Here is a 15,531-nt window from a genome sequence, read left to right on the forward strand (position 1 = left end):
GGAGCCGGGGCGGTGGCAGATATCTGCCGTCCCGTCCGGCCCGGGGACACGGAATTGCCATGGCCGCCCGGCAATTCCGGCTCCTACGCTCCCAACGCGAAAGCCGGATTATCTCTGGGGGCGTGTGTGTCCAGCTCAGAACAGCCCGCCAAGCGTTATGTCTTCGACCCGCTGTGGGACCAGGAGACCGAACGGCTGCTGACGAACGAGGCGATCTGGGATCCCGGTACCAGTGAGCGGCTGGACCGGCTCGGTGTCGCCGCCGGCTGGTCCGTGCTGGAGGTGGGCGCCGGCTACGGCGGCACCGCGGAGCGGCTCGCCGAACTCGTGGGCCCCACCGGCCGGGTCACCGCGGCCGACCTGGAGACCGGCCGGCTGGCGCGGCTGAAGGACAAGGGCATCGAGGTGCTCCAGGTCGATATCACCACCGACGAGCTGCCCGCCGGGCAGTTCGACCTGGTGCACTCGCGCATGCTCGTCCAGCACCTGCCCGACCGCCCCGCCGCGGTCCGCAAGATGGTCGCCGCGCTCAAGCCGGGCGGCTGGCTGTTCCTGGAGGACACCGACTCGCTGCCGCTCTTTCGCAGCGTGGTCTCCGAGGACTTCCTCCAGGACATCCGCGCGGCCGGCTACGGGCTGATGCGCGAGTCCGGGCACGAGCCCCGCGGCGGCCACTTCGACCTCCAGGCGGCGCTGGAGTGCGGCCTGGAGGACGTGTCCGCGGAGGGCCGGACGGTGATGATGCAGGGCGGCTCGCCGCAGGCGCGGCACTACCAGCTCTGGCTGGAGTTCATGCGCCCGCGGATCACCGGCGCCGGGCTCCTCGACGACGCGCGGATCGACGCCGCGCTGGAGGAGATGGCCGACCCGGCGAACCGCTGGCTGAGCCAGATCCTGATCTCCACGTACGGCCGCCGGCCGCGCTGAGCGGCGGCTACCGTGGCCGTGGCCGAGTCGCCGCGCCCGGACCCGCCGGGGGCGTGCCGGTGCTGACCGGCCCCGACCTGCTCGCCGCACCCGCCTGACCGGAGCGCCCCTTGACCCCAGACGCGGCACCCGCGGCCAGGCGTCGGCCGGCCCTCACCGTCTCGACGGTGGTGGCCGGCGTCGTCGTGGTGGTGGTCTCGTACACAGGACCGGTCGCCGTGGTGCTCCAGGCCGCGCGCGCCGGGGACCTCACCGCGGGCCAACTGGAGTCGTGGCTCTGGGCACTGTCGCTGGGCAGCGGCGTGACGTGCGTGCTGCTGAGCCTGGCGTACCGCGCCCCGGTGCTGACCGCCTGGTCGACGCCGGGGGCGGCACTGCTGGTCACGGTGCTGACCACGCACTCCTTCGCCGAGGCGACCGGCGCGTACGTGATCGCCGCGGTGCTCACCGTGCTGCTCGGCCTGAGCCGGCTCTTCGGCACGCTGATGCGGCTGCTGCCGCCGGAGGTCGCGGCGGCCACGCTCGCCGGCATCCTGCTGGAGTTCGGGCTGCGGCTGTTCCGTACCGCCGAGGGCGATCTGGCGCTGGTCGTCCTCATGCTCGGCGCGTATCTCGCCGGACGCCGCTTCGCCGCCTCCTGGGCCACCGCCTGCGCGCTGCTCACCGGCTGCGCCTGGACCGCCGCCACCGGCGGCTTCGGCACCTGGTCGGGCGAGGTGGGCGTGGCCGTGCCGGCGTTCACGGCACCGGAGTTCACCGTGGACGCCGCGGTGGGCATCGCGCTGCCGCTGTTCCTGGTCACCATGGCGTCGCAGAACGCCCCCGGGCTCGCCGTGCTCAACGCCGCGGGCTACCACCCGGACGCGGACCACCTGGTCACCTCGACCGGCGCCGCCTGGCTGGTGCTGGCGCCGTTCGGGGCGCACGGGCTCAACCTCGCCGCGATCACCGCGGCCATCTGCAGCGGCCCTTCGGCCCATCAGGATCCGGAGCGGCGGTACGGGGCCGGGGTGGCGGCCGGCGTCGGCTACATCGTCGTCGGGGTCTTCGGCTCGGCGTTCCTCGGCCTCTTCGCGGTCCTCCCGGCCGCGCTGGTGGCGGCCATCGCCGGCATCGCGCTGCTGGGCGCGACCGGCGGCGCGCTGGCCGCGGCGACACGCGACGCCAGCCGGCTCGACAGCGCGCTCGTCGCGTTCCTCGTCACCGCCTCGGGCATCGAACTCCTCGGCGTCGGGGCGGCGTTCTGGGGGCTGCTGGCCGGGGTGCTCACGCACCTGGCGCTGCACCGGCGGCCGGCGGACTGATCGCGCGCGCATTCCGTCGTACGCGGCCGGGCGGCGGAATCCGTACGGGACCGGCCGGTGATCTCCGCCTGGCGGCGCGCACGTGAGGGGCCGGCGGTCCGGGCTCCGGGTGCCGGGCACCGTACGACCGCGGCCCGTCCGGCGACATGGCAATGGCCCCGGCATTCGGCCCCGCGGGCTAGCAAGAATCAGCCGCTGTCCCGGGCCCGTCCGCGCGTTCAGGATGGCTGGGGTTTGACCCGCGACGCTCCGACCCCGCGCACCGGGGGTGAACTCCCCGGAGAGGGAGATCCTTTGATGAGCGAGAAGTCACTCGTGGTGGGAGTCGTCGGCGCCGGGCCGCGCGGCCTTTCGGTGGTCGAGCGGCTCGCCGCGCACGCCCGGCGGCTCGCCGCGGGGCGCGCGGTGACCGTCCATCTGATCGACCCGCGGCCGCCGGGCGCGGGCCGGGAGTGGCGCACCGGGCAGGACCGCTCGCTGCTGCTGGACACGGTGGCGGGCCGGGTGACGGCGTTCGCCGGCGAGGGCGTGACGCCGGCGGGCGCGCCGCAGCGCCGCGGGCCAGGACTGTACGAGTGGGCGCGGGCGCTGGCCCGTTCCGGAGCCGGCGGCGCCGACGCCGCCGAGGCGCGCCGGCTCGGCCCGGACTCGTACCCGACCCGGGCGCTCGCGGGCAGCTACTTCCGCTGGGTGTTCCGGCAGGTCGCCGTGGCGAGCGCGGAGTCCCTCGCGCTGCGGGTGCACGCGGCGGACGCGGTGGCGCTGGACGACGGGCCCGGCGGCACCCAGGAGATCCGGCTCGCCGGCGGCCGGCGGCTGACCGGCCTCGACGCCGTGGTGCTCGCGCAGGGCCGGATGCCGGTGCTGCCGACCGCGCAGGAGCGCGGATACGCCGCCTTCGCCGCCGAGTTCGGCCTGGTCTACGTCGCCCCCGCGAACCCCGCGGACGCCGACCTGAGCGCGATCGCCCCCGGTGAGCCGGTCATCCTGCGCGGCCTCGGGCTGAACTTCTTCGACTACCTGACGCTGCTGACCACCGGGCGCGGCGGCCGGTTCGACCGCGACCGGGACGGCCGGGTCACCTACCGGCCGTCCGGCCGCGAGCCGCGGGTCCTGTGCGGTGCCCGCCGCGCGGTCCCGTACGCGACGGGCGGCGCGCACCCCAACGGCGGGGGCCGGCAGGTGCCGCGGGTGTTCACCGAGGAGCTGACCGCGCGGCTGCGCGCGCAGCGCGACGGGCCGCTCGACTTCCGCGAGTCCCTGTGGCCGCTCATCGCCCGGGAGATGGAGTCCGCGTACTACACCGCGTTGCTCCCCGGGCGCGACCGGCCGGAGCGGGCACCGGTGTTCAGCGGCCTCCGGCCGGGCGCCGGCGCCCGCGGGGGCGCCGCGGGCGGGCCGGTCGAGGCCGCCCTCGACGTGCTGCACGACCTGCGCGACGAGGTCCGGCTCGCGGTCGACCACGCGGGTCTGGGCGGCGAGTCGCGCCGCCGCGACCTCGACGGCTGGTTCGCCCCGCTCGGCACCTATCTCTCCGGCGGCCCGGCGGCCCGGCGGACCGAGGAGCTGATCGCGCTCGTCCGCGCGGGCGTGGCCCGGATCGTGGGCCCGGGGATGCAGGTGGCGGCCGACCGGGAGGCGGGCAAGTTCGCCTGCGAGTCCCCGTGGGTCAGCGGCTCGCGCGAGACCGCCCGGGTCCTCGTCGAGGGCCGGCTGCCCGGCGTCGACCTGCGCCGCACCGCCGACCCGCTGCTGCGGCACCTGCTCGACACCGGGCAGTGCCGCCCGTACGAGCTGGGCCCCGGCAGGACCGGCTACGTCGCGGGCGGACTCGCCGTCACCGGGCGGCCGTTCCACGTCGTGGACGGCGACGGGGCGCCGCACCCGCGGCGGTTCGCGCTGGGCGTGCCCACGGAGTCCGCGGACGGCGTCACCGCGGCGGCGATCCGTCCGTCGGTGGGCTCGGCGACGCTCACCGACACCGACGCCATCGCCCGCGCCGTCCTCGACCCGGCAGGACCGCCTCCCCGCGGAGGCGACGACCGCAGCGACCGCCGGGCGGAGGAAGCGCGGCGGGGCTGAGCACCACCACCGCACGGGGGTGCCCGGCCCCCGGACAGGGACCGCCGGCCCCCGCGCCGTCGCGCGGTGGCCGGTGCTCCTTGTCGTACGGCTCCGCCTGCCCGGGCGGCCGGCCGCGGAAGTGACAGCCGGGCGTCCCGTCCGGCGGGAAGGGACGTCAGGTGATGCGGACGGGCCCGCTGCGGGCGGGGGCGCGGGTTCAGCCCGAGAGCCGGGCGGTGGCGCGGCCCTGCACGATGCGGGCCACGTGCACCCGGGACGGGCAGTCGAGCCGCTGCATCACCTGCCGCAGGTGGTTGACCACCGTCCACTCGGACAACTCCAGCGCGCGGGCGATCTGCCGGTTCGTCATCCCCTCGGCCACCAGCTCCGCCACCTGGAGCTGACGGTGCGTCAGCCGCTCCAGACCGCCGGCGGGCGCGGCCTCCGCCTCCTCCCGCGCCGCCTCCGCCAGCGCGGCGCGCGCGGCGAGGAGCACGCCCCCGTGGCCGTCGGGGACCGCGGGCTCCTGCGCCCCCTGCGGCACGTCGTCGCCCCGGGCCGGGATCCGGTCGGCCAGCGCGCCCAGCCGCCGGTACGCCTCCCCGCCGGCCGGCACCGTCCCGGCCGCCGCGACCAGCACGGCGCGGACGTCCCGTACCGGCGCGGCGTGCGCCAGCAGCAGCTCCACCGCCTCGCCGGCGCCGGCCCTGGCCCGGGCGTGGCCGCGCTGCGCCACCGCCAGCGCGGCCAGCGTCAGCGCCGCCTGCCGCGGCTCGCCGAGCTCCAGCAGTCCTCGCGCCGCCTTCACCAGCGGCTCCTCCGGCTGCCGCCGGCCGACCGCGGCGCGCGCGGCGGCGAGCGTACGCAGTACGCGGGCGGTCGCGACCGTGCTGCCCGGGGCGCGCTTGCCGGCGAGCGCGAACTCGGCCTGCTGGAGGGCGCCCACGGCGTCGCCGCGGCCCAGCATCAGCTCGGCGCGGAGCGCCGCGGCGCGGGCGGCGTCGAGGCCGCGGCCGAGGCGTTCGGCGTACACCTCGGCGCGCGCCCAGTCGCCTTCCGTCAGGGCCCAGCGGGCGGCGGCCTCCGTGGCCTGGGTGCCCTCGGCGCCGGTGAGCGCCGCCAGGGAGCCGTCGAGCAGCGCGCCGGCGGTCCCGAGGAGGTCGTGTACGGTCCACGCCTCCTCCAGTGCCAGCAGCATCCGGGCGGCCGCGGCGTGGTCGCCGGCCTCCTGGTTCAGCCGGGCGATCGCGAACAGGTCGGGCGTGCGCTCGGCCACCAGCTCCAGCCAGTACGCGCGCTCCTTCGGCAGCCGCAGCCCCTGCCGGGCCTGGAGCGCGAACTCCAGCGTGTGCGCGGCGTGCCGCGCCCGGGTGGCCGCCAGGTCCGCGGGGTCCGCGGCCAGCCGCGTGCGGTAGTGCCGGCGGGTGGCGCGGAACATCCGGAACTCGGGCTCCGCGCCCTCGCGCTTGACGCTGTGCAGCAGGCTCTTGCGGACCAGCGCGTCCAGGCCCTGCACGGTCTGCGCCCAGTTGAGGCCCGCGACCTGCTGGGCCACGGCCAGGTCGAAGGCGGCCTCGCAGACCGAGAGGCGGCGCAGCAGTTGCAGCTCGCCGGCGGTGAGCGCCGCGTCGCCCCAGGAGAGCGCGGCGTTCATGGAGCCGTGCCGGGAGGGTACGTCCACCAGCCTCCTGCTGTAGAGCTGTTCGCCGTCGCGTATGCGCTGGAGCATCCGGCGCGGGCTGAGGGCGCCGACCGCGCGGGCGGCCTCCTCCACCGCCAGCGGCACGCCCTCCAGGAGTGCGCAGATCTCCGCGATGCCGTCGCGGTCCGCGGCGGAGGTGACGGCCCAGCGGTAGTGCGGCTGGAGCCGGGCGACGAACAGCCGCGCCGCGTCGGACGCCGCGGACGGTCCCGCCGCCCCGGCGGCGCCGGTGGCCAGCGGGCCGAGCGGGAAAATCCGCTCGGCGTGGATGTCGAGCGCGATCCGGCTGGTGAACACCACGCACAGCCTGGGGATGCGCCGCAGCAGCACGGCGAGGTCCCCGGCGACGGCGCGGGCGGCCAGGTCCCCGTTGTCGAGGACGAGCAGCAGCTCGCGGTCGGCCGCGCGGTCGGCGAGCGCCGTCCAGGCCGCCTCCCGGGCGTCGCCGTCCTGCGGCTGGCGGAGGGCCGCCGCGACCCGCGTCCAGACGCCGTCCGCGTCGGCGGCGGCGGCCAGGTCCACGCTCACCACGACGAAGTCCGTGCCGGTACGGTCCGCGAGCGCGGCGCGTACGAGGGCGCTCTTGCCCACGCCCGCCAGGCCGGTGACCGTCAGCAGCCGGCAGCCGGGGGCCGCCAGCCTGGCCCGGACGTCGGCGATCTCCCGCTCCCGGCCGATCAGGGTGTCGTGGAGCCCCGGAGGCCCGTCGGGAGCGAGGTCGGCGTCCCATTCGCCGGGTGCCGTCGAGCGGGTCAGTTCCACGAGAATGCTCACCAGATTGCCCCCTTGGCAGCGTCGATCAGGTGGTCCCCCGAGAGCACCAACAACGTCGCCTCTTCCCGGTGCATCTCATCTCCCCGAATCGCGTGACCAGCGTGCGCTCCGCACATCCAGAACCGCTGAAGGATCGGTGGAAGAGCAGGCCCGGTCACGCGTATCCGCGCAGGTGCGCCCGCAGGCGGGGGTACGGGGGTACGGGCGCCTTGGCGGCGGGCAGCCTCCGGCCGCGTACGGCAGCCCGAAGGCGGCGGGGGCCGCGGCCGGCGCCGTCGGCTCAGGCGTCCGCTTCCCGGGCGCAGGGCAGCACGGCGGCCACCGCGAAGCCGGCCGCGCAGGGGCGGTGCCCCGCCGTGAGCAATCCGCCCACGCTGCGGGCGCGTTCGCGCATGCCCGCGATGCCGTAGCCCTCCCGCCGCGGGCCCGCCGCCGGCAGCGGCTGCTTGCCGCGGGCGGCCGGTCCTTCGTCGGTGACGGAGACCGACAGCGCCTCCGCCTCCTCGTCGTAGCGCACCTCGACGAGCACCCGCACGCCGGGCCCCGCGTGCTGCACGGCGTTGGTCAGCGACTGCTGCACGATCCGGTACGCGGCCGCCCCCACCGCCTGCGGCACCTCCAGCTCCGCCGTGACCTCCAGCCGCACCCGCGCGCCCGCCGACTGCGCCGCCTCGGCCAGCCCTTCGAGTCCCGCGAGCCCCGGCAGCGGCCCGGTGGCGTCCTGGCCGCCGTCGCCCGTGCGCAGCACCTGGAGCGTCGTGCGCAGCTCCGCGCGGGCGTGCCGGCAGGTGCCGGCGATCCCGTCCAGCGCCTCGGCGACGGCCTTGCGGTCGAGCCGGTCGGGGTCGGAGACGAGGAGATGGGCGGCGACGGAGGTCTGCACGCCGATCAGCGTGATGCTGTGCGCCAGCAGGTCGTGGAGGTCGCGGGCGATGCGCAGCCGCTCCTCGACCACGCGTCTGGCCGCGGTCTCCTCCCGGGTGCGCTCGGCCCGTTCGGCCCGCTCGACGATCGCGGAGAGGTAGTTGCGGTGCACCCGCGCGGCCTCGCCGAAGAGGGCGACGGCGATGATCCAGCCGGAGATCCGCAGGATGTCCATGGCCCGGCTCATGTCGACCGTCGTCAGCACGCCCGTCAGCACGGTGAGCATCCCGCCGACGACCAGCGCGGTCCGCAGCCGGGGCCCGGCGAAGGCGAGCGAGTAGACGGCGACGACGGTGGCGGGCACCGGCGCGTGGTGGACGTTCTGCAGTGCGTGGTACGGGAGTTGCAGGGCGATCACCGCCGCGAACGACGCCATCGGCGCGGGACGCCGCCACGCCGGCGCGGCACAGGTGGCGACCAGCAGCACCCAGCCCACCGCGTCCGGCCGGTGCGCGCCCTCCTCGACCTCCGCCAGCAGCGCGAGCCCCACCGACATCGCCGCCACGGCCACCGCGAGCGCCATGTCCCTGCGGAGGGGCATCACGAACCGCCCCTGTACCGATATCGGTGACGGCATGCGGTTCTTCCTCACCCGGACGGCCCGGTCGTGTCGTCGCGGGGAGGGCCCCGGGCGACGGTGGAAGCCCCGCCGGGCAGCCCTTGGGGGTGCCGCCCGGCGGGGCGGGGACCGCGGGTTCCGGCCGGGGGAACCGGAGCCCGCAGGCTGGTGGGTTGAGCACCGCGCCGGCCGCAGGCCGCCGCCCGTCGCGGACCCGGCCGGGGGGAGCGGGCCCGCACAGGAGGCGGACGCGCCGCCGCTACCCGGACACCTCCCCCACCCGTTCGGGACGACTGGTGTTCCCGTGCTGGTACGTATCCAGCGTCCCGGCAGCCCGGGCGGGTGTCCTCGCTCCCGCGACCGAGACCGGCGCTACTGCCCCGGGCGACCCGGACGGGCCGCTACTCCCGCGGGAGTACCCGCCGGTAGTAGTGCGCCCGCCCGGTCAGTCGCCCGGGGTGAGCTTCCTGGTCATCACGACGTGCGGGCCGACGCCCTCGATGACGAACTCGGCGCCGCGCACCTCGAAGCCGTGCTTCAGGTAGAAACCGGCCGCCGAGGTACGGGCGTTGCACCAGACCAGGTGAGCGTCGCGGGCCGCCGACTCGGTGAGGCCCGCGGCGAGGACGGCGGCACCGTAGCCCCGCCCGCGGGCGGCGGGGGCGCTGGCCATGCCGCGGAAGCGGTAGGCGGGGGTGCCGTCGCCGGGGAGGAGTCCGGGGCAGAAGGAGACGCAGGCCGCGAGCGCGCCCCGTTCGTCGTACGCGGCGAGGTGGAAGCCGCCCGGCGCGCTGTCCTCCGCGAACTCCGCCTCGGCGGGCGGGCGTCCGGGCAGCAGCACGGAGTGGCGCAGTGCGAAGATCTCGGCGACGTCGACCCGGGCGGTGCGGATGGTCATGCGCCGAGGATAGGCCGGGCCCGCGGGACTCCCGCCGGGCGGGGGGCGTTGCCCGTAAGCGGCGCCTTCCCCGTCGCACGCGGCGGGCCCGCGACCGTCACGTGGACGGCCGGCGGGTACGCCGCGGCCCGGTCCTGCTCCCTACGCGATGAGGTCCGCCAGCGGCACCGCCGGGTCACCCAGGCGCTCCGCGTCGACCTTCGCGCCGGAGCGGATCAGCTTCTGGATGTCCTCGGTGACGTCCCACACGTTCATGTTCATGCCCGCGAGCACCCGGCCCTCCTTGAGCCAGAAGGCGACGAACTCCCGCCGCCCCACGTCCCCGCGGCACACCACCTGGTCGTACGAGCCGGGCGGCGCGTGCCCCGAGTACTCCAGGCCCATGTCGTACTGGTCGGAGAAGAAGTACGGCAGCCGGTCGTACGTCACGTCCTGCCCGAGCATGGCGCGGGCCGCGGCCGGGCCGCCGTTGAGCGCGTTCGCCCAGTGCTCCACCCGCAGCCGGCCGCCGTCTGCGGCGGGGTACTCGAACGCGGCGACGTCCCCGGTGGCGTAGACGTCCGGGTCGGAGGTGCGCAGCGAGGCGTCGGTGGCGATGCCGCCGCCCTCCGCGGGCGGCACCACGTCGAGCCCGGCCGCCTCGGCGAGCGCGGTGCGCGGGGCGGCGCCGATGGCGGCCAGCACGTCGTGCGCCGGGTGCTCCTCGCCGTCGTCGGTGAGCGCGGCCAGCACCATGCCGTCCTTGCCCGTGATCGCGGTGAGCCGGGCGCCGAAGTGGAACTTCACGCCGTGCTCGCTGTGCAGGTCGGCGAAGACCTGGCCGATCTCCGGGCCGAACACCCCGTGCAGCGGCGTGGGCCCCGGCTCGACGACCGTGACCTCCGCTCCGTACGTGCGCGCCGCCGCGGCGACCTCCAGGCCGATCCAGCCGGCGCCCGCGATGACGAGCTGGCCGTTGTCCCGGCCGAGGGCGGCGAGGACGCCGCGCAGCAGCTCGGCGTGGGCGAGGCGGCGCAGGTGGTGGACGCCGGCGAGGTCGGTGCCGGGGATGTCGAGGCGGCGCGGCTCGGCGCCGGTGGCCAGGAGGAGCTTGTCGTAGTGCACCCGGGTGCCGTCGCCGAGGGTCACGGTCTTCGCGGCGCGGTCCAGCGCGGTGACGGTCTGCCCGAGGTGCAGCTCGACCTCCGCCTCCGCGTACCAGCCGGACGGCTGCGCGAAGACGCTGTCGCGCTCTTCCTTGCCGAGGAGGTAGCCCTTGGACAGCGGCGGTCGCTCGTACGGGTGGTCGCGCTCGTCGCCGATGAGGATGACCCGGCCGGTGAACCCTTCCGATCGCAGCGTCTCTGCTGCTTTCGCACCGGCCAGTCCTCCACCGACGATGACGAACGTCTGATGTGCGTCGACCACTTCACGCCTCCTAGCTCCCTGGCCCCGACCATCCATTTTGCCGTGTCCTCGGCTGCGCTGCCGACACCGCGAGCCTCCCGCACCGAGGCGTGACGGCGGAAGGGGGAGGCGCGCCAGGGCTGGGCGGACGGGCGGGGCGGCGGACAGGACGGGCGGGACGCGCGGCGGCCCGCGAACGGCGGCGGTGCAGGGGCGGGTGGTGGGAGAACGGGCTGGTGGGGGCGGTGCTGGGCGGGTACGGGGGCGGGGCGGGAGTCCGGTAACCGACCGGGGGCGCTCCCGGCTCCCCGCCCGCCCCCGTGCCCGACGACGCGCCGGTGGCCGGAACTCGCCGTTCACCCCGGCGGCGGTCGTGGCGCGGGAGGCGGGCTGCCGCTGTGTACGGGGGCGCCGGTGCCCGCCGCCGGTCGTACGACGTGCGCCGCCGCGCCCGCGCGGGACACGCGCGGCCGTTCCGTACCGCGTGCGCCGCCGTTCCCCTGCGACCTGCGGCCGCCGTCGCCTGTACGCCTGCCCCGCCCTACCCCGTCAGCCGGGCGTGCAGCCGCCGCGCCGCCGCGTCCGTCAGCGCCGCGATCTGGTCCACCACCGCCCGCAGCCGCCCCGCGTCGTCCGCCGCCTCCTCGTACAGCGCCCGGAACTGCGGGTCCAGGCCCGCCGGCGCCCCCGCCGTCAGCGCCTCGGCCAGCTCCCCCAGCACCACCCGCTGGTCCGCCCGCAGCCGCGCCTGGTCGGGGCGCTGCATCACGAACCGGTCCGCGACCGCCTTGAGCACCGCGCACTCCAGCCGCTCCGCCCGCGGCACGATCAGCTCGGCGGCGTAGCGCGACAGCGGCCCCGTGCCGTACGCGGCGCGCGTGGCGCCCTCGGCGGCGAGGCAGAACCGGCCGATGAGCTGGCTGGTGGCGTCCTTGAGGCGGGCCTGCGCGGCGGCCGTGCCGTCGTAGCCGTGCGGCCACCATTCCTGGGCCAGCAGCCGGTCGAGCGCCTCGGCGAGTTCCGCGGCGTCCGTGCCCGGGGCGTACCGCCCGGCGGCGACGGCGAAGACCTCGGCCCGCTCAGGACCGGCGAGCAGCACCGCGGGGTCGAAGTGGCCGGCGTGCAGGCCGTCCTCGACGTCGTGCACGGAGTACGCCACGTCGTCCGACCAGTCCATGACCTGCGCCTCGAAGCAGGTGCGGCCCGCGGGTCCGCCGGGCGCGCCCGCCCGCAGCCAGTCGAAGACCGGCACGTCGTCGGGGTACACGCCGAACTTCACCGCGTCCGGGCCCGCCGGATGGCCGCCGCGCTGCCAGGGGTATTTGGTGGCGGCGTCCAGGGCCGCCCGGGTGAGGTTCAGCCCGACGGACCTGCCGTCGTCGGTGAACCGCTTGGGCTCCAGCCGGGTGAGCAGCCGCAGCGACTGCGCGTTGCCCTCGAAGCCGCCGCAGGGCGCGGCCAGCCCGTCGAGCACCTGCTCGCCGTTGTGCCCGAACGGCGGGTGCCCGAGGTCGTGCGCCAGGCACGCGGTCTCGACGAGGTCGGGGTGGCAGCCGAGCGCGGCGCCCAGCTCGCGGCCGACCTGGGCGCACTCCAGCGAGTGCGTGAGCCGGGTGCGGGGCGTGGCGTCGGCGAAGGTCAGGGGTTGGCCGCCCACGCCGTCGTCGCTCACGCCCGGCGTGACGACCTGGGTCTTGCCCGCGAGCCGGCGCAGCGCGGCGGAGTGCAGCACGCGGGCGCGGTCGCGCTGGAAGGCGGTGCGGCCGGGGCGCTTGTCGGGCTCGGGGGCCCAGCGTTCGAGGTCGGCGTCGGTGTACCCCATGCACGGAACGGTAGCCGGGGCGGTGCGCGGGGGTTCGGGCGGTACGGGCCGGACGCCCGGTTCGTACGGGATGAGCGTCTCCGGTGCGCACCAGTCCTGCTCCCCGGCGCGTACCGGAAACCGCACCCCCGCGGGGTACCTTCGCTACGCCGCCACCTCCGCGATCCGCGTCTCGTACGCCGGCACCGCCACCTCCTCGTCGTCCAGGCACCGCCCCGTCGCCAGGTCGAAGCGCTGCTTCAGCAGCGGCGACGCCACGAACGGCCGGCCCCCCTCGGCCGGGGGTGCGGAGCCGAGCAGCCCCCGCGACAGCACGTACGCGCCGGTGAACGGGTCGCGGTTGCCGATCGCGTAGGCGTCGCCGGTGCGGCCGAGGAAGATCGCGACCTGCGTGCCGTCCGGCAGCAGCGCCGCGACGCCGCGGCCGCGGGTGAGCAGGGCGAGGTCGCACACCGGGTGCCAGCCGGCCGCGGTGCGGATCTCGACGCGCAGTACGGTCCGGGCGGGCGCGTACGCCGTCGTGGTCATGCGGAGGCTCCTTCCAGCGTCCCGCGCACCGGGATGGCGGGGCCTGACAGCAGGGTGAGGTCGGGCTTGACCTGGTCGCGCTCGGGGACGAACCGCACGGAGGGGTCCGGCACGCCCGGCGCGTTGACGAACGAGACGAAGCGCGCCAGCCGCTCGGGATCGGCCAGGGTGGCGGCCCACTCGTCGCGGTAGTGCGCGACGTGCGCGGCCATCTGCTCCTCCAGCTCGGCCCCGATGCCGAGCGAGTCCTCGACGACGACGTCCCGCAGGTGGCCGAGGCCGCCCTCCAGCCGCTCCAGCCAGACCGAGGTGCGCTCCAGCCGGTCGGCGGTGCGGATGTAGAACATCAGGAACCGGTCGATGAGCCGGATCAGCTCGTCGTCGGCGAGGTCCTGGGCGAGCAGGTCGGCGTGCCGGGGGGTGGCGCCGCCGTTGCCGCAGACGTACAGGTTCCAGCCGCTCGCGGTCGCGATCACGCCGAAGTCCTTGCCCTGCGCCTCCGCGCACTCCCGCGAGCAGCCGGAGACGGCGGCCTTCAGCTTGTGCGGCGAGCGCAGCCCGCGGTAGCGCAGCTCCAGGTCGATGGCCATGCGGACGCTGTCCTGCACGCCGTAGCGGCACCAGGTCGACCCCACGCAGGACTTGACCGTGCGCAGCGCCTTGCCGTAGGCGTGCCCGGACTCGAACCCGGCGTCGACCAGCCGGGCCCAGATGGCGGGGAGCTGGTCGACGCGGGCGCCGAAGAGGTCGATGCGCTGGCCGCCGGTGATCTTCGTGTAGAGCCCGAAGTCGCGCGCCACCTCGCCGAGCACGATGAGCTTGTCGGGGGTGATCTCGCCGCCGGGCACGCGCGGGACGACGGAGTACGAGCCGTTGCGCTGGAGGTTGGCGAGGAAGTGGTCGTTGGTGTCCTGCAAGGCGCCCTGTTCGCCGTCGAGTACGTAGCCTGCGGCGCCGATCTCGGGCGCGAGCGAGGCGAAGATCGACGCGACGGCCGGCTTGCACACCTCGCAGCCGTCGCCGCTGCGCGCCTCCTCGCGGCCGTGCTCGTCGAGGAGGCGGACGTACGAGCTGATGCGCTTGACGCGGACGATCTCGTACAGCTCGGTCCTGGTGTGGGCGAAGCAGCGGCACAGGCCCTTGTCGACGGCGACCCCGCGGGCCGCCAGCTCGTCGTTGACCAGCGCGGTGAGGACCTTCTCGCAGGAGCCGCAGCCGGATCCTGCGCGGGTGCACTTCTCCACCTCGCGCACGGTGGTGCAGTCGTGGTCTGCGACGGCGCCGCGGATGGCGGCCTTGGTGACGTTGTGGCAGTTGCAGACCACGGCGTCGTCGGGGAGCGCGGCGGGCCCGAGGGCGGCGGGGGCGCCGGCGCCCGGGGGCAGCACCAACTGCTCGGGCGGCACGGGCGGCACGCTGCCGGTGAGCGGGCGGAGCATGCCGTACGCGTCGGTGTCGCCGACGAGGACGCCGCCGAGGAGGGTGCCGTCGCGGGCGACGACGAGCTTCTTGTAGAGGCCGGCGCGGGAGTCGGAGTAGACGACGTCGAGGCAGTCGTCTGCGGTGCCGAGGGCGTCGCCGAAGGAGGCGACGCCGACGCCGAGGAGCTTGAGCTTGGTGGAGGTGTCGGCGCCGGTGAAGGTCCTGGGGGCGGCGGCGGGGGCCTGTTGGGCGGCGATCGCGGCGGCGGCGGTCTCCGCCATCTCGTACCCGGGCGCGACCAGCCCGTACACCCGGCCGTCCGCGGCCTGCGCGCACTCGCCGATGGCGAAGACCGCCGGGTCGGAGGTCCGGCACCGCTCGTCCACGGCGACGCCGCCGCGCTCGCCCACCTCCAGGCCCGCCTCGCGGGCGAGTCCGTCCCGGGGGCGTACCCCCGCGGAGAAGACGACGAGGTCCGCGGCGACGGCCGAGCCGTCCGACAGCTCCATCGCGGTCACCGCGCCCGCGGCGTCGGTGCGGATCTCCTTCCCCGCGACCCCGGTGTGCACGTCGAGCCCCAGGTCGCCGATGGTGCGGCGGAGCGCGGCGCCGCCGCCCTCGTCGACCTGGACGGGCATGAGCCGCGGCGCGAACTCCACGATGTGCGTCGCCAGCCCCAGCCCGCGCAGCGCGCCCGCCGCTTCGAGCCCGAGCAGTCCGCCGCCGACGACGACGCCGGCGGTCGCCCCCTGCGCGTACGCCTCGATGGCGAGGACGTCCTCGACCGTGCGGTAGACGAAGCACCCGCGGGCGTCCTTGCCGGGGACGGGCGGGACGAACGGGAAGGAGCCGGTGGCCAGCACCAGCACGTCGTACGGGACGGTGCGGCCCGCGGCGGAGGTGACGGTGCGCGCGGCGCGGTCGACGGCGACGGCGGGGTCGCCGACGTGGAGTTCGATGCCGTGCTCCGCCAGGAACCCGTCGGGGGTGACGGAGAGCCCTTCGGGGGTGGTGCCGGAGAAGTAGGAGGTGAGGTGCATGCGGTCGTAGGCGGGCCGGGGCTCCTCGCAGAAGACGACGACGCGGTGGGTGTCGGTGACGCCGTGCTCGGCAAGGGCTTCGAGGAAGCGCTGCCCGACCATGCCGTGTCCGACGAGCACGAGCGTGCGGGGTGCCTGCGGCGGCTGCGGGGCCGGCGGCGTGCGGGTGGTCGTCGACATC

Annotated in this window: 10 protein-coding genes; 3 read left to right on the top strand and 7 right to left on the bottom strand. The window is 76.3% G+C overall.

What is annotated here, in order from left to right:
* The first annotated feature begins 126 nt into the window (after positions 1–126).
* From OG946_RS10060 to OG946_RS10070, 3 genes are all read left to right on the top strand, one after another.
* Positions 127–927, top strand: a complete 801-nt coding sequence (locus tag OG946_RS10060; protein WP_326795790.1) for a class I SAM-dependent methyltransferase — start codon at positions 127–129, stop codon at positions 925–927.
* A gap of 110 nt (positions 928–1,037) precedes the next feature.
* Positions 1,038–2,231 carry a benzoate/H(+) symporter BenE family transporter gene (locus tag OG946_RS10065; protein ID WP_326795791.1) on the top strand — a complete coding sequence of 398 codons (1,194 nt, stop codon included), beginning with the start codon at positions 1,038–1,040 and terminating at the stop codon, positions 2,229–2,231.
* A 297-nt stretch (positions 2,232–2,528) separates the two neighbouring features.
* A complete protein-coding gene (locus OG946_RS10070) occupies positions 2,529–4,313 on the top strand; it encodes an FAD/NAD(P)-binding protein (RefSeq protein WP_326795792.1) in 1,785 nt (594 codons plus the stop codon).
* Positions 4,314–4,512: 199 nt separating this feature from the next.
* On the opposite strand, the gene OG946_RS10075 is transcribed toward OG946_RS10070, so the two are convergent.
* The 7 genes from OG946_RS10075 to nirB form a co-directional block, all read right to left on the bottom strand.
* Positions 4,513–6,771 carry an ATP-binding protein gene (locus tag OG946_RS10075; protein WP_326795793.1) on the bottom strand — a complete coding sequence of 753 codons (2,259 nt, stop codon included), beginning with the start codon at positions 6,769–6,771 and terminating at the stop codon, positions 4,513–4,515.
* Positions 6,772–7,051: 280 nt separating this feature from the next.
* Positions 7,052–8,272, bottom strand: a complete 1,221-nt coding sequence (locus tag OG946_RS10080; RefSeq protein WP_326795794.1) for a sensor histidine kinase — start codon at positions 8,270–8,272, stop codon at positions 7,052–7,054.
* A 427-nt stretch (positions 8,273–8,699) separates the two neighbouring features.
* A complete protein-coding gene (locus tag OG946_RS10085; RefSeq protein WP_326795795.1) occupies positions 8,700–9,152 on the bottom strand; it encodes a GNAT family N-acetyltransferase in 453 nt (150 codons plus the stop codon).
* A gap of 141 nt (positions 9,153–9,293) precedes the next feature.
* On the bottom strand, positions 9,294–10,559 hold the full coding sequence (locus OG946_RS10090) for an NAD(P)/FAD-dependent oxidoreductase (protein WP_326795796.1): 1,266 nt from the start codon (positions 10,557–10,559) through the stop codon (positions 9,294–9,296).
* Positions 10,560–11,079: 520 nt separating this feature from the next.
* Positions 11,080–12,360 (bottom strand): deoxyguanosinetriphosphate triphosphohydrolase, encoded by a 1,281-nt coding sequence (locus OG946_RS10095; protein ID WP_326795797.1) that lies wholly within the window; start codon positions 12,358–12,360, stop codon positions 11,080–11,082.
* 144 nt (positions 12,361–12,504) lie between these two features.
* Entirely contained in the window at positions 12,505–12,888 is a 384-nt protein-coding gene (nirD, locus tag OG946_RS10100; protein WP_326795798.1) for a nitrite reductase small subunit NirD, read from the bottom strand.
* The gene (nirB, locus tag OG946_RS10105) at positions 12,885–15,530 is read right to left on the bottom strand and encodes a nitrite reductase large subunit NirB (RefSeq protein WP_326795799.1); all 2,646 of its coding nucleotides are present in this window, start codon (positions 15,528–15,530) and stop codon (positions 12,885–12,887) included. Before nirB ends, nirD begins: the two co-directional genes overlap by 4 nt.
* Position 15,531 lies beyond the last annotated feature (1 nt).

The organism is Streptomyces sp. NBC_01808 (genome assembly GCF_035917395.1).
Lineage (GTDB): Bacteria > Actinomycetota > Actinomycetes > Streptomycetales > Streptomycetaceae > Streptomyces.